The 26,313-nt window shown below is 42.4% G+C and carries 22 protein-coding genes and 1 tRNA gene; 11 read left to right on the forward strand and 12 right to left on the reverse strand.

Annotated features, from left to right (window positions below; all coding sequences use genetic code 11):
• Window positions 1-675: 675 nt before the first annotated feature.
• The 3 genes from WHS63_RS00155 to WHS63_RS00165 form a co-directional block, all read right to left on the reverse strand.
• Window positions 676-3,708: a glycoside hydrolase family 3 N-terminal domain-containing protein gene (locus tag WHS63_RS00155; protein ID WP_445203348.1), complete on the reverse strand. Its 3,033-nt coding sequence runs from the start codon at window positions 3,706-3,708 to the stop codon at window positions 676-678.
• 287 nt (window positions 3,709-3,995) lie between these two features.
• Window positions 3,996-4,499: a 6,7-dimethyl-8-ribityllumazine synthase gene (gene ribH, locus WHS63_RS00160; protein ID WP_445203349.1), complete on the reverse strand. Its 504-nt coding sequence runs from the start codon at window positions 4,497-4,499 to the stop codon at window positions 3,996-3,998.
• Between the two features lie 84 nt (window positions 4,500-4,583).
• Window positions 4,584-5,276, reverse strand: coding sequence for a tetratricopeptide repeat protein (locus tag WHS63_RS00165; RefSeq protein WP_445203350.1), 693 nt, complete (start codon window positions 5,274-5,276; stop codon window positions 4,584-4,586).
• Between the two features lie 121 nt (window positions 5,277-5,397).
• On the opposite strand from WHS63_RS00165, the gene recF reads away from it, so the two are divergent.
• Together recF and WHS63_RS00175 are read left to right on the forward strand one after the other, a co-directional pair.
• On the forward strand, window positions 5,398-6,507 hold the full coding sequence (gene recF / locus WHS63_RS00170; RefSeq protein ID WP_445203351.1) for a DNA replication/repair protein RecF: 1,110 nt from the start codon (window positions 5,398-5,400) through the stop codon (window positions 6,505-6,507).
• A 2-nt stretch (window positions 6,508-6,509) separates the two neighbouring features.
• Window positions 6,510-6,800 (forward strand): DUF721 domain-containing protein, encoded by a 291-nt coding sequence (locus tag WHS63_RS00175; RefSeq protein WP_369488333.1) that lies wholly within the window; start codon window positions 6,510-6,512, stop codon window positions 6,798-6,800.
• A 31-nt stretch (window positions 6,801-6,831) separates the two neighbouring features.
• Here WHS63_RS00175 and WHS63_RS00180 read toward each other — a convergent pair whose 3' ends face one another.
• Window positions 6,832-7,443, reverse strand: coding sequence for a TetR/AcrR family transcriptional regulator (locus tag WHS63_RS00180; RefSeq protein WP_445203352.1), 612 nt, complete (start codon window positions 7,441-7,443; stop codon window positions 6,832-6,834).
• A gap of 113 nt (window positions 7,444-7,556) precedes the next feature.
• Between WHS63_RS00180 and WHS63_RS00185 the strand changes: the two genes are divergently transcribed.
• From WHS63_RS00185 to WHS63_RS00215, 7 genes are all read left to right on the forward strand, one after another.
• Complete coding sequence (locus WHS63_RS00185; RefSeq protein WP_445203353.1) at window positions 7,557-8,045, forward strand: PaaI family thioesterase; 489 nt, start codon at window positions 7,557-7,559, stop codon at window positions 8,043-8,045.
• 268 nt (window positions 8,046-8,313) lie between these two features.
• Window positions 8,314-10,959, forward strand: a complete 2,646-nt coding sequence (locus WHS63_RS00190; RefSeq protein WP_445203354.1) for a DUF5916 domain-containing protein — start codon at window positions 8,314-8,316, stop codon at window positions 10,957-10,959.
• A gap of 317 nt (window positions 10,960-11,276) precedes the next feature.
• Window positions 11,277-11,906, forward strand: coding sequence for a peptide-methionine (S)-S-oxide reductase MsrA (gene msrA / locus WHS63_RS00195; RefSeq protein WP_445203355.1), 630 nt, complete (start codon window positions 11,277-11,279; stop codon window positions 11,904-11,906).
• 300 nt (window positions 11,907-12,206) lie between these two features.
• On the forward strand, window positions 12,207-14,303 hold the full coding sequence (locus WHS63_RS00200) for a M3 family metallopeptidase (RefSeq protein ID WP_445203356.1): 2,097 nt from the start codon (window positions 12,207-12,209) through the stop codon (window positions 14,301-14,303).
• Window positions 14,304-14,431: 128 nt separating this feature from the next.
• On the forward strand, window positions 14,432-15,682 hold the full coding sequence (locus WHS63_RS00205) for an amidohydrolase family protein (protein ID WP_445203357.1): 1,251 nt from the start codon (window positions 14,432-14,434) through the stop codon (window positions 15,680-15,682).
• 58 nt (window positions 15,683-15,740) lie between these two features.
• Window positions 15,741-17,270 carry a KamA family radical SAM protein gene (locus WHS63_RS00210; protein WP_445203358.1) on the forward strand — a complete coding sequence of 510 codons (1,530 nt, stop codon included), beginning with the start codon at window positions 15,741-15,743 and terminating at the stop codon, window positions 17,268-17,270.
• A gap of 45 nt (window positions 17,271-17,315) precedes the next feature.
• Window positions 17,316-18,533, forward strand: a complete 1,218-nt coding sequence (locus WHS63_RS00215; RefSeq protein ID WP_445203359.1) for an MFS transporter — start codon at window positions 17,316-17,318, stop codon at window positions 18,531-18,533.
• Here WHS63_RS00215 and WHS63_RS00220 read toward each other — a convergent pair.
• Complete coding sequence (locus WHS63_RS00220; RefSeq protein WP_445203360.1) at window positions 18,530-19,291, reverse strand: MBL fold metallo-hydrolase; 762 nt, start codon at window positions 19,289-19,291, stop codon at window positions 18,530-18,532. The genes WHS63_RS00215 and WHS63_RS00220 overlap by 4 nt on opposite strands.
• Complete coding sequence (locus tag WHS63_RS00225) at window positions 19,292-20,209, reverse strand: bile acid:sodium symporter family protein (protein WP_445203361.1); 918 nt, start codon at window positions 20,207-20,209, stop codon at window positions 19,292-19,294.
• 46 nt (window positions 20,210-20,255) lie between these two features.
• On the opposite strand from WHS63_RS00225, the gene WHS63_RS00230 reads away from it, so the two are divergent.
• Complete coding sequence (locus WHS63_RS00230; RefSeq protein WP_445203362.1) at window positions 20,256-20,972, forward strand: SAM-dependent methyltransferase; 717 nt, start codon at window positions 20,256-20,258, stop codon at window positions 20,970-20,972.
• 2 nt (window positions 20,973-20,974) lie between these two features.
• Here the strand turns inward: WHS63_RS00230 and WHS63_RS00235 are convergent, their stop codons facing one another.
• The 5 genes from WHS63_RS00235 to WHS63_RS00255 form a co-directional block, all read right to left on the reverse strand.
• Window positions 20,975-21,967 (reverse strand): FKBP-type peptidyl-prolyl cis-trans isomerase, encoded by a 993-nt coding sequence (locus WHS63_RS00235; RefSeq protein WP_445203363.1) that lies wholly within the window; start codon window positions 21,965-21,967, stop codon window positions 20,975-20,977.
• 51 nt (window positions 21,968-22,018) lie between these two features.
• Entirely contained in the window at window positions 22,019-22,915 is an 897-nt protein-coding gene (locus WHS63_RS00240) for an FKBP-type peptidyl-prolyl cis-trans isomerase (protein WP_445203364.1), read from the reverse strand.
• A complete protein-coding gene (locus WHS63_RS00245; RefSeq protein WP_445203365.1) occupies window positions 22,912-23,802 on the reverse strand; it encodes an FKBP-type peptidyl-prolyl cis-trans isomerase in 891 nt (296 codons plus the stop codon). The genes WHS63_RS00240 and WHS63_RS00245 overlap by 4 nt, the downstream gene beginning before the upstream one ends.
• A gap of 61 nt (window positions 23,803-23,863) precedes the next feature.
• Window positions 23,864-24,394, reverse strand: a complete 531-nt coding sequence (locus tag WHS63_RS00250; RefSeq protein WP_445203366.1) for an FKBP-type peptidyl-prolyl cis-trans isomerase — start codon at window positions 24,392-24,394, stop codon at window positions 23,864-23,866.
• A gap of 3 nt (window positions 24,395-24,397) precedes the next feature.
• Window positions 24,398-25,420: a DHH family phosphoesterase gene (locus tag WHS63_RS00255; protein ID WP_445203367.1), complete on the reverse strand. Its 1,023-nt coding sequence runs from the start codon at window positions 25,418-25,420 to the stop codon at window positions 24,398-24,400.
• 90 nt (window positions 25,421-25,510) lie between these two features.
• Between WHS63_RS00255 and ndk the strand changes: the two genes are divergently transcribed.
• Complete coding sequence (gene ndk / locus WHS63_RS00260) at window positions 25,511-25,930, forward strand: nucleoside-diphosphate kinase (protein WP_445200815.1); 420 nt, start codon at window positions 25,511-25,513, stop codon at window positions 25,928-25,930.
• A gap of 235 nt (window positions 25,931-26,165) precedes the next feature.
• Here ndk and WHS63_RS00265 read toward each other — a convergent pair.
• Window positions 26,166-26,239: transfer RNA gene (locus WHS63_RS00265), tRNA-Arg, on the reverse strand.
• Between the last annotated feature and the right edge of the window lie 74 nt (window positions 26,240-26,313).

The raw sequence follows: 26,313 nt of genomic DNA on the forward strand, positions 1-26,313 counted from the left end.
GCACCCATCGGGTCGGGCTTTTCAGCCTTGATTTTCTTTGGTTCTTTCTTGTATCAAGACAAGAAAGAACGTGTAAATAATTCTTTGTAATGATTTTTCTTTTGCGATGCAAAGTTTCACCTTTGCTCTTTGGTAAAGGCATTTCGTGCATCGCTATACATGTGGGAGTAGCCATGGGGTTACAAATGTTTCGCCCCTACGGGGCTGGAAGCGTTGTTTGTTGTTCGTGAAACTATTGCCATGTTGAACTAAGCGAAACGTCTTATGGGGTCGATTAGTGATCCTTCGCTCCGCTCAGGATGACAGGCATGTATATTTTTGTAATCTTAACGACATTGAATCTTGGATAAAAAAAGTTGTCCGGGTTATACTGTCTTTTAGATCTGGGACTAATGGTGGATTCGATGCATGGCCGACAGTAAATGCGGTGATCCGGACAACCTGGCTGCTGGTGGCAACAGCAATTTATGTATTTATGGTGTTTGGGACGTCATAAGTAATAACAAAACCATGCCAGAATTATAGAATAGAATTAATAGTTAAGAAAAAAAATCACAACTATAAGAGAATCAGGTTTATATAATTTGTTTTTGAAATGAATTCCAATAAAAAAAGCAAAAAGGTGTAGAAAATTTTCTACACCTTGTGGAATGCAGCTGTTGTGCCTCTTCTCAATTATTGCCCACTAGGCTTGCTTATGCTTTGAATGGCACGGTAAAATACATCGTGAATTCGTGTGCGGTAATTCAATGCTGAAAGTTTAGTATTTTCAGCATCGGGGTGAACACGGTTCGATAGGAAAATGAATACCAATCCGTTTTGTGGGTCGGCCCATACCATTGTTCCTGTAAAACCTGTGTGGCCAAAGCTTTCGGGCGAAGCCATTGTTCCCGCAGGCGATGAACCGCTGGCATTGGGCTTATCGAAGCCGTAAGCCCTTCGGTTGCCATTTGTTGTAGCTGGGTTGGCAAAACTTTTTACTGTTGAGGGAGCAAAAAAGCGTTCGCCACCGTATTCTCCATCGTTCAGGTACAGCTGCATAAGCTTAGCCAAATCGTTGGCGTTGGCAAAAAGGCCTGCATGGCCAGCAACTCCGCCAAGCATAGCAGCTGCCGGATCGTGTACATGCCCCCATATCAGCTGCTTGCGGAAAACGGGGTCGTGTTCAGTTGGGGCAATCCTTTCGGTGTCGAAACGTAGTAGCGGATTAAAACAGGTGTAGTTCATCCCTAACTTGCTGTATAGCGGTTCAACTACCTTGTCTAATCTTTTCTGTTCAACTGTTTCAATAACCTTTTGCAGGTATAGGAAACCCAAATCGCTATATCGGTATTTACCCGCATCGGAAATTGGCGATTGGTTAATCCACCGGTAAATGGAATCGTTGATGCTTGCCAAAGAGTATATGCGGTATGCAACATTATTTGGGAAGTTGCTGATTGAATCGGTTCGGTAGAACTTAGGGCTTGGGTAGGCAAACCGGCTGGCGTATCGTTTCCCGTTAAATTTATAGGGATGAGTTTGGCTGAATGTTTCAGTCCACAACGGTATGTTAGGTTCCAACGATGTTAATGTGTTCATATAAAATGGAATCCAGGCCTGTAAACCCGATTGATGCCTCAAGATATCACCTAAAAGTAGTTTCGACTTATCAGGGAAGTTTTTTAAATCGATAAACTGGCCAAGTTTTGAATCGAACGACAGCACACCTCGGTTATACAGGTTCATAATAGATGGCAACGTTGCAGCAACCTTGGTAACCGATGCAATATCGTAAAGCATTCTGATATCGTTGCTAAACTCCGAAACGTAGGTGGGTTTCCCAAAGGCCTTGTTATAGAATACAACCCCATCCTTTGCTGCAAGGATTTGCATGCCTGGAGCAGCCCCTGTTCTTATTATTTCCATTGCAAGGGAGTCAACCTCCGAGAGCTGCTCCGACCATATTCCAAGTTCTTCGGGGATGCTGTATCCAAGTCTAATTCTTTGGTTTGATGCGTAACCGGTATTAATGCTAAAAAGATCGCTTGCCGTTACGCTTAACCTACCTGAGAACGGAATACCACCAAAAATGGTTTGGGCTGTAAGGTTTTGGCTGTCGGTTGAGTTATCGTACGATACGATTATGGCAGCAAATGCTAAAGGATTAGCAAATCTGCTAATGGAGTAGGGGTTGCCAAACAAATTAAGAATCACCTTTTTACGGAACGATAGGTCGAACAGGAAATTTGATGATTGTTGGCTTACCCCAAAACCCTTTGCAGGCTTGCTTTCAATAGTGTGGTAACCAACAATAATTAGGTTGTATGGCTCTAGATTGGTAAGTAGGGTATCGTACTCTGCCTGCTCGGCTTCGGGGTTGATAGAGAAAGTATGCACGGCAGTGTAAAGCTCAAGCTGCTCCCGGAATGCATCGCCTTTACTTTCACCAATTTCAATATAAGCAATCCTAAGAGTATCGAGCCCTCTAAGGGGAAGGATATTATTTGCATTGTGTATTACAGTAATTGCGTTTCGTATAATTTTACGGCGGAGTACCTGCGAGTAAGGACTGTTTAAATCGTTATAAAGCCTATCAACATTAATTGGGCGGTATTTATTTAAACCAACCAGATACTTGGCCATAAGAACCTTTTTGCATTTAATGTTAATAAGTTCTTCGGGGATTTGTTCGCTTTTAATAAGCTGTTCAACTTTTTTAATAGTATTCTCAATCTCGCTTGGAAAGAGCAGAATGTCGTTGCCAGCCATCAGGGAGCGAATATTTGCGTCAACCGGATTATAGTATCCTGCAACACCTTTCATATTCATGGCATCGGTAAATGCAAGGCCGTTAAATCCAAGTTCGCCAAAAAGTTTTTGGCCAACAATGCGGGGCGATAGGCTGGCTGGCAGGAGGGTATCGGGTTCAAGGGAGGGAATTTTAAGGTGTGCAACCATAACACTGGCTACACCAGCAGCAAAAAGCTTTTTGAAAGGGTAGAGTTCTATGGAATCGATTCGGTTTGTGCTATGTGGTACCAGGGGTAGGGTTAGGTGTGAATCGTCGTAGGTGTCACCATGGCCGGGAAAATGCTTGGCACAAGCCAGAATGCCATTTTCTTGTAATCCTTTGGTGTAAGCCATGCCATGCCTGGTTACCATTTCCATGTCCTGACCAAAAGCTCTGGAGCCAATAACGGGGTTGAGCGGATTGGAGTTAATATCGATAACCGGTGCAAAGTTGATATGGATACCCATTCGTTTGAGCTGATGGGCAATATCGGCTGCCATTTGGTAGGTTAGCAGGGTATCGTTAGTGGCGCCAAGCGCCATTTGCCGGGGATACGAGATGGTGCTATCCAACCGCATTCCTAATCCCCATTCGGCATCGATGCCAATAAGAAGGGGAACCTTTGCAAGCGATTGGTAGTAATTAGTTTGCCGTGCTTGACGGACAGGCCCACCCTGAAAGAATATCAACCCACCAATTCCTTGTTTTGATACAAGTTGCGAAATCTCCATTACATGGGAATCGTCCTTGTTGGAGTATGCAGCCACCATAAAAAGCTGTGCAATACGTTCCCTTAAGCTTAGGCTGTTGAAAACGGAATCGACCCAGCGCATTTGGCTGGCTGAATCAGCTTTGCTTATCAATGGGTTGCTTTGCTGTGCGCTAATTGTTTGAGCAAATATCAAAGGAAAAAATACCCAAAAAACACGTTTCATTTTTAATTGGTTAAGGCTCCGGTAATGCAAATATAGTATTAGCTGGGAATTGTGCCATTTTTTAAGCTGATTTTGTTTAGAGGGGGGCGGAGTTAAAAGTGAAAAGTTAAAAGAGGTTCGTGAACCGTGAACCGTTAAAGGTTATCCGTTAACCGTGAACCGTGAACCGTTAAATGGTTGGGGAATTCAGTTTTTTTTATCAAGATTTCTTTTACTATCAACGAAATTGGGCCAACTGTTGAGTAATATCACGAACAACGAACAACCATCAACGAACAACGAATCCACTATCCTTCCAATTCCTCCATTTCTTTTTGGAGCGCAGCCATTTTAATGGCAGTGATTGCTGCTTCAACTCCCTTGTTGCCGTGTTTCCCTCCAGCGCGGTCGAGTGCTTGTTCAAGGTTATTGGTAGTTAGCACTCCAAAAATGAAAGGAATATTATAGTTCATGTTGAGTTCGGTGATTCCGTATGTTACACCCTGGCAAATAAAATCGAAATGGCGGGTTTCGCCCTGAATAACACAGCCAAGGCAAATAACAGCATCCAAATCGGCATACTCGGCCATGAACTGTCCGCCAAGGGTTAACTCAAAAGCGCCCGGAACGTGCTTTACAAGAATGTTTTCGTCGGTTGCGCCATGCTCAATTAGGGTGCTATAGGCACCCTCAAGTAGCTTATGGGTTACAGAATCGTTCCAATCCGAAACCACAATGCCAAACTTCATGTTCTTGGCGCTAGGCACCATGTTAGGGTCATAGCTCGATAGGTTTTTCAGATATGTTGCCATAGGATTTTTTTTTCAAAGATACGAATTTGTAAAAAATAAGGGGTGTTTAAAAGCACCCCTTAAATATCTATCTCTGTTTAGTCTTTACTTACCCATCAGTGTGTTTATACGAGCAATATCCTTTTCAATATCGCGAGCCTCAATGCTCTTTGTAAAATCATTCTTGATGATATTGTAAAGGTCAAGGGCCTTATCGTACTGTTTGAGTTCCTCGTAAACCATTCCAGCCTTTTTCAGGAAAATTGGCGTGGTAAAATCATTCTTCTCGTAATTGGCGGCCTTAACATAAAACTTGGCAGCATCCTTTAGCATGTTGAGTTCCACATAGCAATCGCCAATAGCGCCATAAGCAATTGGGGTAACCATTTGGTCGCCGGCATCAAACTTTTTAAGGTAATCAATGGCCTTTTGGTATTCACCAAGTTCCCTAAGGCAAATGCCTGCATAGTAATTTGCAAGGTTCCCGGTGCGGGTCATTCCGTACCTATCAGCTATGGTTGCAAAGCCTAAATCGTTCTCGTTACCATATAGTGCCAGGCGAAACGAATCCTGCTCAAAGTAATACTGAGCCTGGAAAATTTGAGAGCTGGCCTCGTTCTCCTTGGGCTGTAAGTAAAGTTTTTTGTAACCAAAATAGATAGCCACAATAGCTAAAATTGCTGCTACAATAATGGTAAGGCTCTTCTGGTTTTGCTCAATGAACTGCTCAGTACGGGTTAAAGCGTTGTCAATTGATTCTACAGTATCGGTTGTCTGCTGTTTCTTTTTATCTGCCATAACTAATGAATATTTATTTTTAACAAAGCAATCGCAAAAGTAATTGTTTTTGTAATATCTGAAAATTTTAGGCAAACATTTTCGGTTTAATTACCTTTGCAAATATTCATTTTTAGCTACTATGTATCTTAAAAGGCTAACAGCCATAAACTTTAAGTCAATAAATCAACTTGATATCGAGTTTGATAACAAGATAAACTGCTTTGTAGGGAACAATGGTCAGGGTAAGACAAACCTGCTCGATGCAATATACTTCCTTTCCATGTGCAAGAGTTCGCTTTCGTCAACTGATTTACAGGTGATACGTCACGGACAGGATTTTTTTGTACTGCAGGGTTTTTATTCGCGCCAAGGTGTTGATGAGAGCATATATTGCGGGTTAAAGCAGGGCGAAGGAAAAATTTTTAAGCGTAACGGCAAAGCCTACGAAAGGCTGGCCGATCACATTGGCTTTCTTCCGGTGGTTATGGTTTCGCCTGCCGATAATGAGTTGGTTGAGGGAAGTGGCGAGGAGCGTCGCAAGTATATGAATGGAGTTATTTCACAAATTGACCATATTTACCTCGATGAGGTTTTGCGCTATAACCGATTGCTTGCCCAACGCAACAGCCTTTTAAAAACCTATTCTCGTACCGCTTTTAGCTACGATTTGATTGAGGCTATTGATATACAGCTTGCAGAGTATGCTTCGGTAATCCACTCAAAACGCAAGGCGTTTGTGGAGCAGCTTATTGGAATCCTCCAGGAGTACTATAACAAGGTGTCGGGCGGACAGGAAAAGGTTTCGTTGAACTACAAGTCGCACCTGAACGATACCCCTGCCGAGACACTTTTTCTGGAGAATATCGAAAAGGACAGGGTTCTGCAGTACACTTCGGTTGGAATTCACCGCGACGACCTTACGCTTTTAATTGATGGATACCCCATTCGCAACGAGGGCTCTCAGGGGCAACAAAAAACTTACCTGATTGCACTTAAGCTTGCTCAGTTCGATTTCATTTCTAAGGTTGCAAGCATTAAACCCCTTTTGCTACTCGACGATATTTTTGATAAACTCGATACCGGCAGGGTGCATAGGTTAATTGATATGGTGGCAAATGATGGATTTGGCCAAATATTTATCACTGATACTAACAAGAATAGGCTCGAGGAGGTTTTGGCAAAGGTAATGTCGGGGTATCGTTTTTTTAGGGTTGATAATTCTGAGTTTGAACTGGTTGAGTCGAGGTAATCATGAGCGATCACAACACAAAATCGTTGGGCGAAGCCATAAAGGCTTTCATTGATGCCATGAAGTGGAACGATAACTTTAATCAGGCATCAATCCGTTCCGACTGGGAAAGAATTGTAGGCCGCGATATAGCCATGCATACAACCGATATCCAGTTTAAGGAAGGGGTTTTGACCCTAAGCCTAAATTCAGCCGCTTTAAGGCAGGAACTGCATATGCGCAGAAAGAATTTGCTTACCCATATCAATGAGTACTTTGGGAGCGAAGTGGTAAAAGAGATTAGGGTGAAGTAAAAACCCCACAAAGGCTGTGGGGTTTGTTGTTCTAAGGGCGGAGTGCACTCATCAGCAAGTCGTAAACATGTTCGCGCCTATCCTCAAGGAATTGAGCCATTTGCTCATTGCTCAATGTCATTCTATAGCCAATTAGCCACTTAATGGCAAACGGGAAGAGGATTAACGAGATCATGCTGACGAAGAACTGTTCCGGGTCAACCTTTCGAATATTGCCCAGCTCAGCCTCGTGTTTAAGCTGGTTTGAAAAAGTTTCGGTGTTGTAAAGGGTATGAACCGCTTTTAGTCTTGATGCCTGTTCGGCATTCCTATGAATAATTGAAAGTACAAAGGGAACAAGCAAGGGATCTTCAGTTAATATATCGATGTATGTATTGATATAAACCTTAATCTTTTCTTCAAGTGGCATGTCGGCGTTAAGTATTTGCCTGATTTTCTGTCCGTTATCCTTAATGGATTGCTCAAAGATTTGCTCAAGTAAGTTCTCCTTACTCTGAAAGTAGTAGTTCATGAGCGATAGGTTAACGCCGGCTTTGGATGCAATTTCACGTACGCCAACTCTATCGACTCCCTTTGCAATAAACAACTCCCGAGCTGTTTCCATCAACTTTAAACGGGTTGCGTTTCCGTGTTTGGTATCCATACTCTTTTAAGTTTTTCTCAAAATTATTAAAATCTGTTTAAAATAAACATATGTTTTAGGTTTAAGTTTTTTAAAATTGTTTTAAAATTGTCAAGGTAAATAATTGAATTGAAATGGTTGCAATAAAAAATCCATACGAGGGTTTGCCAGAGCACGGCTGTTTTTGCTGCTCCAGTAAGAATCCTATTGGTTTGAAGCTCAGCTTTTGGTACGATGAAACTAATCAAACCGTTGAAACCCGTTGGTTACCTGAACTAAATTATCAGGGTTACCACGGTGTTTTGCATGGTGGCATTCAATCGACCCTAATGGACGAGGTAGCAAGCTGGTGCATATACATACTTGAAGGTACAGCGGGAGTTACCCACAGCATGGAGATCTTTTACAGTAAGCCGATGCTAATTGGTAAGGGCCAAGTGGTAGTTCGTGGTCGAATTGATAATCGTGAAAAACGTATGGTAACCGTGCATGTTGAACTTTTTGATGGCGAAGGCAACCTTTGCACTTCCGGTAAAATAAAATACTTTGTTTTTCCAACCGAAATCGCCAGGTCAAAGTATGGATATCCCGGCAGGGATGCATTTTTGGGCGGAGGTGAGTAGTGGCAAAAAATTAGCAAAGGTTCAAGAACCGTTAGCTGTAAACCGTTAAACGTTTTGGTATTAAGCGTTTACTATGTTTCCAAAATAGTATTTCAGTATATTATCAACTATCAACTATCAACCGTCAACTATCAACTATACTCAACGGAACTCTTTTGCAAAGCTAACGCCCACGCGCTTTTTACAATTATTAACATTTCTAAAGTAGCCTTTGAGCAGCATTAGGCGTCATATATACGTCATTTGGTTTAAAAAACTATTTTTACCTATGAAGCATAACCTTACCGCATGCTCAATGTTGATGGCAGCAATGATTACTTTTTCATTCAATACATTGTTGGCCCAGGAAATGTCAAAAAACACATGCACAGCGTTGCATGTTAACCCCCATCCCCCCATAATTGATGGGGTATTGAACGATGAGGTTTGGCAAAAAGATAATTGGTGTAGTGGATTTACCCAGCATGAACCCCATAATGGTGCTGAACCATCGCAGCAAACGGAGTTTATGATTACGTACGATAACGATTACCTATATGCTGCTTTCCGGTTGCACGATACAGAGCCCGATAAAATTGTAGCACGCGTTACCCGTCGCGATGATATTGAAGGCGATTATGTTGCAATAGGTATTGATTCCTACTTTGACAAACGCACCGCATTTATTTTCTGCGTTTCAGCTTCCGGTACAAAAATGGATATGGTAATGACCGAGAATGGCGATAGGGAAGACCCTAACTGGGATCCAATTTGGTGGGCTAAGACTGCACGGAACCCGTACGGTTGGACTGCCGAAATGAAAATTCCCCTGAACCAGCTTCGATTCTCAGCAGCCGATGTTCAAACCTGGGGTATTCAGGTGGGGCGTCACCTTTATAGGAATCAGGAAACCGATTTCTGGCAGCATGTTCCTAAGGATGCACCGGGTTTCGTGCATCTTTTTGGCGAGCTACATGGCCTGAAAGGCTTAACACCCAAACGCCAGGTTGAGATTGCACCCTATGTTGTAACCAAAACAGAGAGTTTTAAACCCGAAGAAAGGAACCCTTTCATGACCGGAAGGCGCAATGGTTTGAATGCCGGAGTTGATGCCAAAATTGGCTTAACCAATAACTTTACCCTTGATTTAACGGTAAATCCCGATTTTGGTCAGGTTGAGGCCGATCCCGCTGTGATAAATCTTACTGAATTTGAGACCTACTTTGAGGAGAAACGTCCCTTTTTCATTGAGGGGAGCAACCTACTTAACTTTCCGTTAATGTTTGGCGATGGCGACCTGGCTACAAATAATCTGTTTTACTCCCGAAGAATTGGTAGAGCACCCCAGCATTACCCCGATTTGGGCGATAACGAATACGCACGGGTACCTTCAAACTCAACTATTCTTGGGGCTGCCAAGCTAACCGGCCGATCAAGTAGTGGTTTATCGGTTGGTCTGCTGCAAAGTGTTACGGGTAATGCATGGGCAAATATCGATTCTGCTGGTAACCGCAGCCATGAAATGGTTGAACCGCTCACAAACTATACCGTTGTTTCCGCAAAGCAGGAATACAATGAGGGTAATACAATAGTTTCGGGAATGGTTACCTCAACCAATAGAGCTTTATCGGGAATAATGGCCGATGAGTACCACCGTAATGCTTTCTCGGGGGGAGTGGATTTAATGCATTTATGGGCAAATAAAAAGTACATGGTTGAAGCCAAGCTATACGGGAGTCACGTTAATGGAAGCAAGGATGCTATTCTGCTAACCCAAACCAACTCATCCCACTATTTTCAACGCCCCGATATTAAACATGTGAAGATAGATTCATCCAGAACATCGCTTACGGGAACTGGGGGCGTGCTTCAATTCGGCAAAGTGGGCGAGGGACATATACGCTACATGGCTGCGGTTGCCTGGCGTTCGCCTCAGCTGGAAATAAATGATATTGGTTATGTTCAAAATGTTGATGATATATTCCAGGTTATCTGGGTTGGGTTGCGATACTGGGAACCTACTAAGGTTTACAGGTCGTTGAATGTAAATATTAACCAATGGACAGGCTGGAATTTTGGTGGCGAATCAACCTATAAGGGCGGAAACATAAACCTGAACCTTCAACTACCCAACTACTGGTATGTTGGGGGAGGTATTAACTGGAATGGCGAAAACCTTAGTGTATCGGAACTTAGAGGTGGCCCTGCTCTTAAATTACCCGGCGGATGGAACTACTGGCTAAGCCTTAACTCCGATGGACGGAAAAAATTAATTGTTGGTGTAAGCAATAGTGCCTATATAGGCAATTACAATAGCTCTGTAAGCCATAATTACTCATTGTCATTGACATACAAACCTCTAAAAAGCTTACTGCTAAGGGTTAGCCCATCGTACTCGTTCAGTAAAAGTGAACTTTCCTATGTGGATAACATAAGTACTGTGAGCGATACAAGGTATATAAGGGGACATCTGAATAGGAACACCTGGGTGATGTCGTTACGGGTGGAGTATAGCATAAACCCAGAGCTGTCAGTTCAATACTATGGTAGGCCATATTTTACAAGCGGTAAGTATTCCCGGTTCAAGTATATTGCTCAACCCAGGGCCCAAAAGTATACCGATAGGTTTTTGACATATACCGATTCACAGATAAGTTATGACGCCGACAATGAGGTATATCTGGTAGATGAAAACACCGATGGCGCAACCGATTACTCATTTGACAATAGGAATTTCAATTACTTGAACCTACAGTCAAACCTGATTGTTCGGTGGGAATACCGCCCCGGTTCCACAGTTTACTTTGTATGGACCCATGGGAAAGAAAATTTTGAATCGGTTTACAGCAATTCCATTGGCAACGATATTGATAACCTTTGGGACTCGCACCCGCACAACATATTCTTGGTTAAGTTTTCGTATCGATTTAATTAAAGCAAAGATACCGCAATGTACAGCCGGAATTTGTATCCGGCTTTTTTTATTTTTTCCCACATCGGTTTAACTGTTCTCTTTTCCTCTAACTTCTTCTAACTTCCTCCCATTCCCAATATTCATTCTTATTCCTACTCATTCCCGCCTCAAGTCTCACAGTTCACGTTTAACAGTTCACGGTTCACGGTTCACGTGCTCCAACTTCTTCTAACTTCCTCCCATTCCTCCTACGTTGGCATGCAATATTTTTAGGTGACTTTGAACAACACCCTAACAAATTCGTTAATATCTTGGTCAATGATTAAATTGACTTTGAAATGAAAAAGCTAACGTATGTGTTAACCCTTTCGGCCTTAGCCCTAACCTTAATGTTGGGCTGTAAGGCACAAAAACCAGTTGAAACTATGAGTGCTAAAACCGAAACCGTAACCTTAGGAGCTGGATGCTTCTGGTGTGTTGAGGCAATTTTTAGTAGGGTGAATGGTGTTGTTAAGGTAGAATCGGGTTATTCTGGTGGTCACGTAGTAAACCCTACCTATCAGGAGGTTTGTACTGGCAACACTGGCCATGCAGAAGTGGTTCAGGTAACCTTTAATCCCGATATTATACCCTTTGCTAAAATACTTGAAATCTACTTTAAAACCCACGACCCAACCACGTTGAACCGACAGGGCGCCGATATTGGAACGCAGTATAGGTCGGTAATTTTTTACCATGCTGAGGACCAAAAGGCTACAGCCATTGAAATAAAAAACCAGCTCGATGCCGCTGGCATCTGGAACTCGCCAATAGTAACTGCCATTGAGCCATTTAAAAACTTTTACAAGGCCGAAAATTATCACCAGAACTACTACGAGGGCAACAAAAACCAACCCTACTGCCGAATGGTAATAACACCCAAACTGGAAAAGTTCGAAAAGGTTTTTTCTGATTACTTGAAGAAGTAGAACGATATCCGTTAATAAATAACCCTTAGGCGGTGAAGATTCTGAATTATTCGGAACAATATGGGTTAATGGGAGTTCGGGTGAGTTAGAGGGAAATGGGGAAGGGAGCAACACATGGAAACATTGAACTTTGAATCACCCTCGCTGTAGTGTTTTGTAACAAAATTATTTTTGTCCATACACATATGTTTGTGTTGACATTTTTCAGGACGGGTCACGGGTCACCCTTTACCCTTTATCCTTATTAAACCTTACTTTCTATTTCTCATCCAAGGATTATAAAACCAAAAACTAAAAACTATGAGAAAAATACTTTTCCTTATGCCATTAGCAGCAATAGTTTGCGGGTTTGCGTTGGTTAAAACCGAAAACCCATTCTTTACCGAGTACAAAACACCATTTAAGGTACCGCCCTTTAACGAGATAAAGCTGGAGCACTACGTTCCCGCTTTTGAAAAGGGTATTGAAGAGCAGCAAAAGGAGATTGACGCCATTGTTAACAATCCTGAAACACCCAATTTTAAAAATACCATTCTTGCTCTGGACAAGTCGGGTAGGTTGCTAACAAAGGTGAGCACGGTTTTTTACAGCTTAAACAGTGCCGAAACATCGCCTGAGATGCAGGCTATAGCCCGCCAGGTTGCCCCAAAGGTTACGGCACATCGCGACAATATAAGCCTAAACGATAAGCTGTTCAAGAGAATAAAGGCGGTTTACGATAACCGTATGAACCTTAAGCTCGACAGCCTTCAGCTACGAACCGTAGAAAGGTATTACGACGATTTTGTTCGTAATGGTGCAAACCTGAACGACGACGATAAAGCTAAACTGCGCGAGATAAACCAGAAACTTTCGCAGCTGGGATTGAAATTTGGGGAGAATCTGCTCGATGAGACCAACAAGAATTTCATTCTGGTTATCGATAAACCCGAAGACCTTGAGGGTCTTTCAAAGGATATTATTGATGCAGCAGCCATTACCGCCAAGCAGTTTGGCCATGAGGGGAAGTGGGTATTCACACTTCAAAAACCCAGCATGATACCGTTCCTACAGTACTCCAAAAAACGTGAGCTTAGGGAAAAGCTTTACATGGGCTATGTGATGCGCTGCAATAACAACGATAAGTTTGATAACAAGGCCATACTACTTGAGATTGCAAACCTAAGGGCTCAAAAAGCAAAGCTGTTAGGCTATGAAACCTTTAACCATTACGTTATTAGCAATAATATGGCCAAGACACCCGATGCTGTTTACAGCTTTCTGAACCAGGTAATGGAACCAGCATTGAATGCTGCCATTCGCGATAGGGATGCCATGCAGGCAATAATTGACCGCGAGGGTGGCAACTTCAAGCTTGCTCCTTGGGATTGGTGGTACTATGCCGAGAAACTTAAAAAGGAAAAGTACGATTTGGATGAGGCTGAGCTTAAACCCTACTTTAAGCTCGAGAATGTTCGCGATGGTATGTTCTACGTTGCCAATAAGCTTTACGGTATAACATTCACCAAGCGTACCGATTTGCCCATTTACCATCCTGAGGTTGAGGCTTTTGAGGTTAAGGATGATAAAGGTCAACACGTGGGATTACTATACCTCGATTACCATCCACGTCCGGGTAAACGTGTTGGTGCATGGTGTGGGCGTTTCCGTCAGCAAACCTATGAGAACGGCAAAAAGGTTGCCCCAATAGTAAATATTGTAACAAACTTTACGCGTCCTACGGAAACCACGCCAGCTCTACTTACCTGGGACGAGGTTGAGACCCTGTTCCATGAGTTTGGGCATGCCCTGCACGGCCTGTTCACCGATGGGCCTTACGATAGAATAGCCGGCAGTGTTCCACGCGATATGGTTGAGCTCCCCTCGCAAATTATGGAGCACTGGGCAGGTGAGCCGCAAGTCCTGAAGTTCTACGCTAAGCATTACCAAACCGGCGAGGTTATGCCCGATGCGCTGATTGAAAAGTTGCAACGCAGCTCAAAATTCAACCAGGGTTTTGCTACCGTGGAGTATATTGCAGCGGCCATTCTCGATTTGGATTGGCATAGTTTTACAGAGCCTAAACAGGTTGATGTGCTTGAATTCGAAAACCAATCGATGAGTCGTATCAAGCTAATCCCAGAGATATACCCCCGTTACCGCACCTCATACTTTAACCATATTGTTGGCGGATACGCATCGGGGTATTACGTTTACCTATGGGCTGAGGTGCTCGATTCCGATGCCTTTAATGCATTTGTTGAAACGGGCGATATCTTCAACAAGGATGTTGCTGCCAAGTTCCGTAAGTATGTGCTTGCCGAGGGTGGTAACAACGATGGTATGGTTCAGTATCTGAAATTCCGTGGTAAAGCGCCATCAATTGATCCGCTTTTACGAAACCGGGGATTTAAGTAGAATATGAATAGGGGTTGCAAACGCAACCCCTAATTTTTTTCTTTAAGTGTTTATTCCTATATTTACAAGGCGTTTAAAGTGTTTGCCCGTTTATCAGTGTTTCTAAACCATGTAATCTTTAAAAAGCGATGAATCGATTTTTTTTACTTGTTCTTAGCCTTAACCTTTTAATTGTTATAAGCGGTTGTAAAAAGCCCAAACGATACGATTTGATTGTGGAAAACGCCACCATTCTTACCGATAGCGGTTTAGTTGATGGAAAAACCATTTTAGTGATGGGCGATACCATTGCTGGAATAATAGATGCCGGCGAGCCTGTTCGCACCCGCAAGGTGGTTGATGCCGATGGTGGCATAGTTATGCCCGGTTTTATTGATAGCCATACATCAATTGCCTGTTTTTTCAAATCGAACGGCAAAGCTTTTGATACTCACCCTAAAAGCCTGACAACCTTTTACCGAAGTATTGTATCCAAGCATTTTTTACCCCATGGGGTAACCACTATTATTGATGCTGAACCCGATTCCGCCTGGGTTCCTCAAATCGTAAGCTGGAAGCCAAACCCAAAACTTACCGATGTTATGGTTGCACGGTCGGTTGAAATGGGAAAATCTGCATGCAATCCCAACCAATCACCACAAGTTTTCATTAAGGGTATTTACGATAGCAAAAACCAGGAACACGCGGATAATAATTGCTTTTGGATTCTTACAGGAGTTCAAAATGCTTTGAACTATCCTAAAAATATCGAGGGAATACAATCAATAATGAATTCCTTACTCCTGGTAACTGGCTCATCCGATATAGTGTTAAACAGGATAACTAATATTTATGGCATTAGGCAAAATATACCCGGTGAGCTGTTGGCCATTGAGGGGATATCGTATTTGGCTGAAAATAGCCCTGCCTTACTCGATTCCGTTGCCAATATTCTTGGGTCAAACAACGCTTCGGTTTCCACAGGACTTTACCGGATAAAACATTTTGTGGATTCTGGCTTTACCACTTGCGGTATTGAGCCAACCGAGGCAATTAAGCAACGCTTAAAGTATGGGTTTGCTCACCTAATGGAATATGTAAAAGCACTACACACAAAGGGGGTTGAGCTACGCATTGGCTATAACATGCCATTTGACGGCTCTGCCTTTGCAAATGAACAGAACCTTTTACTAGAGTCGGGTTTCCCAATAAACGAAATTGGTAAAATATCATCGTTTAATGCTGCTAAGGCCTTTGCCATTCATGGGAAAAAAGGTAAAATAGCCATAGGCTACACCGCCGACCTTGTGGTATTTCAAAAAAATGATACCGGGAATACCTTCGATTTCACTAAGATAAAAAGGGTGATTAAAGGCGGAAGGGCTGAAAAAATGAAGTAAGGGCAATATACAGTAGAAATTGACGTTTGGTATAAAGAACGTCAAATTTCAACTAACAATGGTGCACAAAGAATTCATTTACCACCCAAGAGATTTTCGTACAATAGACCTTTGGAAGAATGTTAAAGATGAAGAGTGGTACAATCCTGATTGGCAGCTAAAAAATTCAATCCGGAGTGTAGATCAGCTAAAACATGTCATTAAATTAAACAATTATCAGGAGCAAGAGATACGACGTGTTGTTGATGAGCTGGAACGGCAAGGTAAAGACCCGCTTAGAATCACTCCTTACTATGCATCGCTAATGGCCGATGATCCTTTCCACCCCGATATTCCTTTAGATGAAAAAGGAAACAAAAGGCTCGATCCAATTTTTTGGCAAAGTGTTCCTACTCCGGCCAATCTTTTATTTCCCAATACTGGGAGAGAGGCATCAATGAATGAGGGGGCAAGAAGTTACGGTGCAGCCTACCAGCGTTACCCCAATAGAGTGGCACTTTTTATTGCGCAAAACACAAGTTGCGCATCCTATTGCGTTCATTGTCAAAGGGCAAAATCGCTTGATGCTACGTGTGATGTGAATATTGAACTTATTAACAAGGGCTTATTTTATATCAACTTCAATAAAAATATTGATGAGGTATTGGTTACTGGTGGCGATGCTTTGCGGGTTAGCAAGAAACGCTTGCAATACGTTTTAGAGGAATTGAGTAAAATGGAGCATATTCGTGTCATAAGAATTGCTACAAGAGTTCCGGTGGTTTTGCCTATGGCTGTAACTGACGAGATTCTAACATTAATTAAAGAATCGGCCAATCGTTACACAAAGGGTCCGGAGAAATACGTTTACTTCATGACCCATGTAAATCACTATAAAGAAGTTACTGCTGATTTTGCAGCGGCCATTAAGCGTATAAATAGTTATGGCTTTACTGTTCGTAACCAAACCGTTTTCTTGAATCATGTTAACGACTATTTTGTTACCCTTGCCAAAACCTTTCGCCGTATGTTTTGGGTTGGGGTTCATCCGTATTACCTGCTACAGTGCCATAAAGAGAAAGGGATTGTTCATTTTATTTCACCCATACAGGTTGGTCAAATTTATATGAAACATATGCAGGGATGGTTATCGGGTATTGTTAGACCAAATTATGCTGTAAATATTGAAGGAGGAGGCGGTAAAGTCCTATTAATGCCCTTAAACTATGATAATCTTAACATTGACCTGAAAGTTGATGATAAAATTTCGGAGAGTAAAGCAAAGGTTTACACTTGGGATGATAAGGAAATAGTTGATTACGAGGCGCTAGGGCGTGCAACACCCGATGAGTATAACAATGCATTAAGAATTATGGATAAGTTTATTGGTAGAAAGGGGGTTTTTGTACCTAAAATAATTCTCATCGATAACAATGGGATTTACCTAAAAACAACCAATCGTACTAAACTGCCAACATTTGAAAGGCAAAAAAAGGCTGTACTGCTTGGTTATGAGGTTAACCCATCAGGCATGCCCATTACAAATCCTGCAAAAATTAGTAAAAAGCTCGATGAGCTTTATCAAAAATCTACTTTTTCAAAAAAATAAATCTGATAGTTTCCTCCGCACTATAGGTCAAGCTGAATTTTCAGCATGGCCTCTTTTCTTTATATTTGCATTTTTACTGCAATGAAGAATAATGTGTTAAGCCATAATCTAATCCGCCTTTACATTCTCAAGGTCTCGCATTGGTTTATGCTGGTTATGCCCATAGTTGTTCTATTTTACAAGGAGAATGGGCTTAGCGTAAGTCAAGTATTTATCCTTCAAAGTGTTTATTCACTTTCCATTGTATTGCTCGAAATCCCATCGGGTTACTTTGCCGATGCACTAGGGCGAAAAAACACCATTTTCATTGGGGCGGTTTTGGGCTTTGTTGGCTTTGCAATCTATTCAATTTCCTATGGTTTTTGGGGATTCTTAATGGCTGAGGTTGTGCTTGGTTTTGGGCAAAGTATGATTTCGGGTGCCGATTCGGCTCTGCTTTACGACAGCCTTGTTGACGCTAAGCAGCAAGATAGGTATATAAAGCACGAAGGTAGGATGACCTCAATAGGTAATTTTGCTGAAGCTTCAGCAGGAATTCTTGGCGGATTGCTTGCGGCCGTTAGCATACGTTACCCATACTACGGTCAAACCCTTGTTGCCCTTTTAGCTGTTCCGGCTGCCTTTACGCTTATTGAACCCAAAACCGAGCATAACCGATTGGAACTGGGCTGGAAGCAAATAGTTGATGTTGTAAGGTTTGCTCTTGTTAAGAACTTGCGCTTGCGCTGGAGCATAGTGCTATCATCGGTGGTGGGAGCATCAACTTTAACCATGGCCTGGTTTGTTCAGCCTTGGTTGATACGTGCTGATACGCCAGTGGAGGCCTACGGCGCCATTTGGACAGCCCTAAATCTGCTAGTGGGTGTTGCTGCCATGTTTGCCTATAGGGTTGAACTCAAATTGGAAAGGAATAGAACCACAGGGGTTTTAATACTTTTTCTATTTCTTGGCTTTGTAATGGCGGGTTTTATTAGGAGTTACTGGGCAATGCCATTTATTGTGATTTTCTACCTGGCTAGGGGAGTGGCTACCCCTATACTAAAAGATAGCATTAACAGAATTGCTCCTGCTCCAATGAGGGCAACAATACTATCGGTTCGAAATTTTATTATTCGAATAATATTTTCGGTTTGGGGACCCTTTTACGGTTGGCTTACCGATAGGTGGAGTTTAACAGTAGCCTTAACAGCCGCAGGATTTATTTTTATTATCCTCTCAACCCTTACATTTATTGCACTTTTCAAAGTTGAAAGGGAAGATTAAAACTCTAGCTCAAGCCCATCGTAGGCAAGGCATACATTTTCGGGTAATGTTTTTGCCACTTCGTTGTGAAATCCCATTTGATGGCCAATGTGTGTGATGAAAGCTTTTCGGGGGCTGAGCTGAGCAATCAGTTCAAGAGCCTCAGGCAGCGAAAAGTGCGAGATGTGTTTTTGCGTCCTTAGGGCATTTATTACCAGATACTTTGAGCCAATAATCTTTTCCTTCTCATCCTCGGGAATAAAGTTTGCATCGGTAATGTATGTTAAATCGCCAAATCTAAACCCATATATGGGTAATTTATAGTGGTAAACCCTTATTGGGATGATGTTAATGCCCATTACCTCAAATGGTTGACCATCGATGCTATGCAGGTCAAATTCAGGGATTCCCGGGTATTTATGTTCAGCAAAAACATAGCTATATTCCCTTTTCAGTTCAGTAAGCACCCTTGCTTCGCCCCAAATATCCATGGGACGTTTCTGAAGCCAGTTGTAGGCCCTAACATCGTCAAGGCCGGAAATATGATCGCGGTGTTCATGGGTAAGCAGTATGGCTTGAAGGGTTTTTACCTTAGCCCGGAGCATTTGCTGCCGGAAATCGGGGCCGGCATCAATCACTATGTTTATTCCTTGATGTTCAATGACTGCAGATGTTCTAAGTCGCCAGTCGCGTGGGTCGGTTGATTGGCAAACCGGACACGGGCATGCTATAACGGGCATGCCTTGCGATGTTCCTGTGCCAAGAAAAGTTATCTTCACCTACAATGCTTTTAATTTGAATGACAAAAATATTAAATAGAGTAAAACAACCACTGCCATCACAGCGGAAGGTATTGCCGCTTCTTTACCAAAAAGGGTAAGTGCAGTGAACACCGAGAAACCAGAGCTCTTAATTCCAACAAGCATGACCATTGGTATTCTTTTTTCTTGAGAGATTTTCAGGTGTCGTGCCAGGATATTGGTAAAATGCCCAAGTCCAAAGATGGTAACAATCAAAATTCCGGTAATGCTAAGAAGTATGGCAGGGGATGAAAAGAAAACCTGTCTGTTTAACCCCACTGCCACAAAAATTAGTATTGCAAACCCCCAATCCACAACTTTACCCCTAACCTTTTCAATAAATGGCTTAATGGGTTTCCAAAGCAAAAAGCGTGACACTACCAACGGAGCAACCACAAGCTGAAGCATTAGCAAAAGTAAGTCAGTAGGGCTGATTCCCGATGAGGTAGCAAAGAGTTTTACCATTAAGGGCGCAATTAGGATTGAACCCAGAAATGCGCCTGTAACCGAAATAATGGCGTAAACCACGTTACCTCTCAGAATAAATGAGAAAGGGATTATGGCTACACCCGGAGGGGTGGCTGCAATGATTACAAATCCGTAAAAAAGTTCTTTGGTAGGCATCAGCCAGTATGCCAGTGGTAGCATAACAGCTGAGAATGCAACGTAATTTAAAGCGATACCGGTTAGCATTGGTTTGAATATATGTGGTTCGCTCCTTAGCTGCACAAGGCTCATACCCGTCATGGAGAATGTCATGGTTAATGCTAGTGCAGGGAATGTCAGAAACTTTAAGGAACTTGCATGCTCACCCACAATAATCCCTGCAATTACAGCAAAAACCAAGATTGCATTCCGGTTCAATACTATAAGCTTTAGATATCGGAACATTTGCATTACCTTCGTAAAAATTTTAGTAAATATAGATAGAAGGATTGAAAAAATGGCTGAAGTTAAAGGAAAACTATACCTAATTCCTACACCCATCAGCGGTAGCGAACCCGAAAATGTTTTACCCCAGCGTGTTATTGACATAACCAGACACTTGGGTTACTTTGTGGTTGAGGAGCTAAGAACTGCACGCCGGTATTTGTCGCGTATAAAGGTTCAAAAACCGATTGATGAGCTTGTCTTTTTTGAACTGAATGAGCATTCCCAGCCCGAGGCGGTTGAGGCTATGCTTACACCCTTACTACAGGGTTACGATGTAGGGCTTATGTCAGAAGCAGGTGTTCCCGCTATTGCCGATCCTGGTGCTATACTTGTTGCTGCTGCTCACCGTAAGGGAATACAAGTGATTCCACTTGTTGGGCCAAGTTCAATCCTGCTAACCCTAGTGGCAAGCGGCCTTAACGGACAAAACTTTGCCTTTGTGGGCTATCTTCCAGTAAAACCCGACGAACGACGCAAGCGAATCAGGATGCTTGAACAGCGCTCGCGGTCTGAGGGGCAAACACAACTTTTTATTGAGGCTCCTTACCGTAATATTCAGCTCCTAAAGGATTTAATTAGTGTTTGCAGTGAACAAACAACTATCACTATTGCTACGGAGGTAACCTCAACTGATGAATTTATTGTTACCAAAACAGTAAGGGAGTGGAAAAATATCCCACTCCCCGATATCAACAAGAAAAACACTGTATTTGCTTTACTGGCTTAAGGCTATTTGGGCTTAGTTGGTGCTTTGCCCTTGCTGCTGAAATAAATGTCAAAGATAAGTGGTGTGAATGGCGGTATGTTACTGTTGCCAATGGAATCGTAACCGCAAAACGATGGGATTATTGCTCGTCCCCATTCGCCTTTTTTCATGCCTAAAAGCGCTTGGCTAAACCCTTTTATAACATCATTGCCTCCCACAGTAACTTTTAGCGAGTCGGTTGAGCTAAACTTTCTGCCAAGCTTTTGGGCCACGCTATCAATGTTGGTGTCAAAAACAAATCCATCGAGAAACATTCCCTTGTAGTAAACATAGGCAATAGAATCCTTTGCAAGTGTTACTGTATCAACGGTAGGAGGGGTTAGCTGAATGTAGTAAATGCTATCGTTTATGGGTTCAAGTCCAGGGTAATTCTGCGCTACATAATCATTAATCAAACTTTTTTCGTATGCTCTTGGATCTTTGATTACCTTATGGAGTTCAATATCGTAAATTAGCGACTGGTATCCCAATCCGTTGGTTGCACTTGAGGTTCCGTAGCCAAGGTTATACGGAATGTAAAGGGTGGCTTTGCCCCCTTCCTTTAGATAACCCAACCCCTCATAAACCCCTTTGAGTAGTGTTCGGCTGTATCCGGTTATTTGCACGGGTGCTTTTTCATACTTTACAAATACAGGGGTGTAATGATAGTTGATATCAAACCTGTCGTATTGTTTTATAAGCTCACTGTTATCGGTATACCAAACTAATCCATCAAGTGTTTTTTCAGTATAGGAGTACAGAATCCAATCGCCTTTTTGCGGTGTAAGGCCATTACCTTCGGCTTGGCTTACAAAATATAAACCACTTGGTTTTTTAGCATCGGCGGGGATATTGTTAACCTGGATCCATGCATTAAAACGAGCCATCTCATCACCTTCGGGGTCTTTAAAATCCTTATCGCACGAAATGGCTGAAAGTGAAAGGCCTGCAATAATCAAAAGCAAATTTCTATTCATAGTTTCTATTCAATTTCCTGCAAATATACTATTTACCAATTCAATTCAAAGTTAATTGGTTTTAATACTATCAAGTTTAACAGTTACTTCCACCGGGGTGTAGGGTGAAACCTTTGGGGTTCCCTTTTTCCCATACGCTAAAGGCGATGGAGCAATTATTTTTACTGTTCCACCCACCGATGACAGGGTAAACCCAATACGAACAGCATGAGGAGTTAGGTTGCTGAGCGTAATTGGCTCGGTTGTGGTAGCAAAACTTTCAATTTCCTGTCCGCCAGTTAGTTTAACTGTATAGCTGCCAAACACCTTGCCGGTTTCTGTTGGCCGCACTAAACCGGTATCAACCACTTGCTGGTAGTAGAGGCCGCTGGAGTGAAGCGTATATTCTGAAAGATTGATAGTTCTAAAAAGATTTTGCTCGTTTACCTTTCCGGGGCCATTCAAGTAGATAATCTCAACATCGAAAGCTAATGGTGACCATGGCATTACCGGGCCAACATAGCTATCGCCAAATCCAAGGTTCGATGGAAAAAGGATTGTTGCCTTTTGGTTTTCCCTACAAAGTAGCAAGCCGTACTTCAAGCCATCGAGTAGGGGAGTTGAGCCTATAACAGCCCTTAGCGGTTCAAACTTGCGAACCATGGTATCCAACTTAGCTTCAATGGCAACCGATTTAATATTGGAGTCAAAAACTAAAATGGGTGAAGTAATGGTGTAGCCCTTATACCAAAAAAGAATGGTATCGCCAAAGTTTACTTCGTAACCATACGATTGTGATTGGGGTGAGCAGTAAACCCCATTACTTTTTGTGTAACTCCATTTTTTACTGCTAATGTAGCTTTCGATACTTTTTTCCTCAGCGTATCGTTTATCGGTTTCCAGTGAGTTGTCGCACGAAGCCACAATGGTCAAAAAGCTCAAAAGAAAAATAAAATGCGTTAATCTCATTGTGCTAATCCTTTCTTAACCTCCAGTATTTCAAGTTCAAAAATTACCGATGTAAATGCGGGTATCATACCGTTTGAATTACCCTGTTGCCCAAAAGCAAGGTGCGATGGCACAATAAGCATGGCCTTTTCGCCCTCGCGCATTTTACCAATGGCCTCCTCCAGGCCCTGAATCACTTGCCACTTTTGACCGTAAACAAACTGGAATGGTTCGCCCCGCTTGCGGGTGGAGTCGAAAAGTTTTCCGTTTAGGAAACGCCCCTCGTAGTGTATGGTTACGGTATCGCCAATTTCAACGCTACTGCGTTGAGTTTTTACTTGATGAATTATGTAAAGTCCCGATTCAGTTGGCTGTGCATCAACTTTTTGCCCATCGAGGTATTGCTTAAGTATTACCTTTTCGTATTCGCCAAAGTCGTTTATCCAGCTCATGAATGCTTCCATCTCTTTTTGGAACTCCTCGGCAGTTTTAACCTCAAGTAGTTTGATGTCAACCCTCATGAATTCACCGGGGTTGATAAACCTTGGAAGCGATGTTTCAAGGGTTTTGGTAAAGAATGGCTCAGCTTGAATGTAGAACGATGCACTATCGCCAGTATTTAGCATCAGAAAGCATTCGTCAATGGAGCCTTCATACTCAGGCGCGGTTAATTGAAACTGACGAACACCCTGGAAGAAAAGGGAGTCGTTTATGGTGCGGTATGCAATTACTGCTGTTACGTAATTACTTATCGATGCAGGGGTGTCGCTTTCGCCAAGCGTAATGAGTTTGTAATGAATTCCACTATCGGTTACGCTGTAACCGGGGAATAGTTTGGATTTATTTGAACATGCCGCAAGGGTTAAAAGTACCATAACGGCGGGGACAAATAAGCGATTCATTGCCATGGAGTGCAGGGTTTTAGATTTGTTTAAGGTTATAAATTTCATTGTAAAAATAGAAAATATTTCAATGCTGAACATCAACCAGTTCAACCTCATAAACTATTGAAGCCCTGGGGGGAATTTTATCCATATCGCCTATTAAACCATGTGCTAGGTGTGGTGGTAGAATAAAAAGTGCTTTTTGCCCTTTCCGCATAAGCATAATGCCCTCCTCCAGTCCCGCTTCAACTCCTCCATGCCCCACTACCATGCTTTTAGGTTTGCCTGGTTCTGATTTGTAGCATTCAGTTCCATCAAGGAGCGAAATGCGGTAGTAGTAATTGACCAAATTACCTTTTTTGGGGTATTCACCGTAACCCGTACCATAAACATATACAAATAGTCCGCTTGGGTTTTCTTTCATGGTTAACCTATGCCTATCGATATAGGCTTTTATTAGCTCCCTATCCTTCTCGGTAAGCTGATAGTTAATACCCAAAAGCTTTTGCTTGGTGTCTGGAATTGATTTTGGCTGTTCCGCAACATTTTGTGTTGAAGGATTGCAGGCGCTCAGCAAAAGAAAAAAAATCCAAAGGGTATTTATTTTATTTACCATACACTATGAGTTAAGCTCTATGGAATGCTTGGCAATTAGCTCCTCAAACTGTTTCACAGCCTCATCCATACCCATGAATGCTTTTCCACCGGCAGCGTTTTTATGTCCTCCACCCTGGTAGTATAGCTTTGAGAAAGTGTTTACAGGGAAATTACCCCTTGAACGCAACGAAACTTTCACGAAACCTTCGTTTTCAGTGAAAAGAACTGAAAAAACGATGCCTTTAATTGATAAAGGATAGTTAACAAAACCCTCGGTATCGCCAATCTGATGTTTGAACGTATTTAGGTCGTTTCGGCTAAGCCAAATGCAAGCTGCACGATGCTCAGGGTAAACCTTCATGCGTTCGGCAAGAGAGAAGCCAAGCAGGCGCATTCGGTTTTCCGAAAAGTTATTGTAAACCAAACCTTGAACATCCTCAACAATTACTCCTTTGGCTATTAGCTTTCCTGCAATGGCAAATGTCCGCTCGCGCGAGCATGCGTAGCTGAACGAACCTGTATCGGTCATAATACCAGTGTAGAGGCTTACTGCAGATTCATAGTTAATAATACTCTCGCCATAAACTTGCTCAATAACCTCATAGACCAGCTCGGCGGTTGAGCTGACCTCAGTGTATGAAATTGATATATGGAAAGGGCTTTCGGGTTCAGGGTGATGGTCGATAAGAACCCGTTTGGCGGGCGATTTTTCCAATACTTCGGCCATATCCTCTACCCGCTTGAATCCGTTAAAGTCCAAACAGAATAGCAGGTCGGCATTTGAAAGCAAATCCTCTACACCCTTTTTATCCCTTGAGTAGTGCACAATCTTATCGGCATCGGGCAGCCAACCTAAAAAGTCAGGAAAACCATTGGGGGTAACCATACGTGAGTCGATACCCTTTTCCCTAAATGCATGGTATAGGCCAAGAACTGAGCCAATAGCATCGCCATCGGGGTTGTGATGTGTGGTTATTACTATGTTTTTAGAACTGCTTAGCGCCTTTTTCAGCTCGTTAAGTTGACTTTTATCTATTTGAAGCATCCTTTAGGTTATATTTATAAACTGTTTACAAAGATATGTTTTGAGTTTTACTTTACATTTACTATTTTGGGAAAATAAATTAACAGCCATATGAATACACGGTTTACTTTTTGTATGATAAAACCCGACGCCTTTAAAAGCGACACGGTTAGCGATATCTTGCTCGATATCCTTAAAGCTGGCTTTAAGATCCGAGGGATTAAGATTACCATGCTCACCAAGTCAAAGGCTGAGCAGTTTTACGATATACATCAGGGAAAGGAGTTTTTTGATAGGCTTACAACCTTTATGAGTTCCGGGCCTGTAATGGCAATGGTTTTGGAACGTCCCGATGCGGTTGAATCGCTGCGGAAGCTGATTGGTAAAACCGACCCAGCCCAGGCTGACGAGGGAACAATCCGGAAAAAGTTCGGGTCCGACACAACCCATAATGCCGTTCATGCAGCCGATAGTTACGAAAATGCCGAGCGCGAGTGGAGTTTCTTCTTCTCCAAGAGAGAAATTTATTAGCGAGAATAGTTAATCTTTTAACGCCAACATTAATAAGTGGAACTGCTCACTTGTTGCATAAAAACACGAACAACTAACAACCATCAACTAAAAAAGCCAGTCTGTATTGACTGGCTTTTTTAGTGACCCCGGAGGGATTAGTTCCGCTTCGCTTCATGATCCCTCCGGGCTAATGGGTTAATGATTGTTTTTATAAAAGCAAGAAAGCCAATCGGTAAGGATTGGCTTTTCTAAGTGACCCCGGAGGGATTCAAACCCCCAACCTTCTGATCCGTAGTCAGATGCTCTATTCAGTTGAGCTACGGAGTCGTTTGTTTTGCGTGTGCAAAGATAGATATAATTTTTTTTCCTGCAAAGGGTGGTCAAAAAAAAAATCCCCAAAC

The sequence above is a fragment of the Tenuifilum sp. genome (genome assembly GCF_037481895.1).
In the GTDB taxonomy this organism is placed as follows: domain Bacteria; phylum Bacteroidota; class Bacteroidia; order Bacteroidales; family Tenuifilaceae; genus Tenuifilum; species Tenuifilum osseticum.

Bases quoted from the DNA above. Each gene is read 5' to 3' on its own strand.
- WHS63_RS00155 (WP_445203348.1), bottom strand. From the start codon at position 3,708: ATGAAACGTGTTTTTTGGGTATTTTTTCCTTTGATATTTGCTCAAACA.
- ribH (WP_445203349.1), bottom strand. From the start codon at position 4,499: ATGGCAACATATCTGAAAAACCTATCGAGCTATGACCCTAACATGGTG.
- WHS63_RS00165 (WP_445203350.1), bottom strand. From the start codon at position 5,276: ATGGCAGATAAAAAGAAACAGCAGACAACCGATACTGTAGAATCAATT.
- recF (WP_445203351.1), top strand. From the start codon at position 5,398: ATGTATCTTAAAAGGCTAACAGCCATAAACTTTAAGTCAATAAATCAA.
- WHS63_RS00175 (WP_369488333.1), top strand. From the start codon at position 6,510: ATGAGCGATCACAACACAAAATCGTTGGGCGAAGCCATAAAGGCTTTC.
- WHS63_RS00180 (WP_445203352.1), bottom strand. From the start codon at position 7,443: ATGGATACCAAACACGGAAACGCAACCCGTTTAAAGTTGATGGAAACA.
- WHS63_RS00185 (WP_445203353.1), top strand. From the start codon at position 7,557: ATGGTTGCAATAAAAAATCCATACGAGGGTTTGCCAGAGCACGGCTGT.
- WHS63_RS00190 (WP_445203354.1), top strand. From the start codon at position 8,314: ATGAAGCATAACCTTACCGCATGCTCAATGTTGATGGCAGCAATGATT.
- msrA (WP_445203355.1), top strand. From the start codon at position 11,277: ATGAAAAAGCTAACGTATGTGTTAACCCTTTCGGCCTTAGCCCTAACC.
- WHS63_RS00200 (WP_445203356.1), top strand. From the start codon at position 12,207: ATGAGAAAAATACTTTTCCTTATGCCATTAGCAGCAATAGTTTGCGGG.
- WHS63_RS00205 (WP_445203357.1), top strand. From the start codon at position 14,432: ATGAATCGATTTTTTTTACTTGTTCTTAGCCTTAACCTTTTAATTGTT.
- WHS63_RS00210 (WP_445203358.1), top strand. From the start codon at position 15,741: ATGGTGCACAAAGAATTCATTTACCACCCAAGAGATTTTCGTACAATA.
- WHS63_RS00215 (WP_445203359.1), top strand. From the start codon at position 17,316: ATGGCCTCTTTTCTTTATATTTGCATTTTTACTGCAATGAAGAATAAT.
- WHS63_RS00225 (WP_445203361.1), bottom strand. From the start codon at position 20,209: ATGCAAATGTTCCGATATCTAAAGCTTATAGTATTGAACCGGAATGCA.
- WHS63_RS00230 (WP_445203362.1), top strand. From the start codon at position 20,256: ATGGCTGAAGTTAAAGGAAAACTATACCTAATTCCTACACCCATCAGC.
- WHS63_RS00235 (WP_445203363.1), bottom strand. From the start codon at position 21,967: ATGAATAGAAATTTGCTTTTGATTATTGCAGGCCTTTCACTTTCAGCC.
- WHS63_RS00240 (WP_445203364.1), bottom strand. From the start codon at position 22,915: ATGAGATTAACGCATTTTATTTTTCTTTTGAGCTTTTTGACCATTGTG.
- WHS63_RS00245 (WP_445203365.1), bottom strand. From the start codon at position 23,802: ATGGCAATGAATCGCTTATTTGTCCCCGCCGTTATGGTACTTTTAACC.
- WHS63_RS00250 (WP_445203366.1), bottom strand. From the start codon at position 24,394: ATGGTAAATAAAATAAATACCCTTTGGATTTTTTTTCTTTTGCTGAGC.
- WHS63_RS00255 (WP_445203367.1), bottom strand. From the start codon at position 25,420: ATGCTTCAAATAGATAAAAGTCAACTTAACGAGCTGAAAAAGGCGCTA.
- ndk (WP_445200815.1), top strand. From the start codon at position 25,511: ATGAATACACGGTTTACTTTTTGTATGATAAAACCCGACGCCTTTAAA.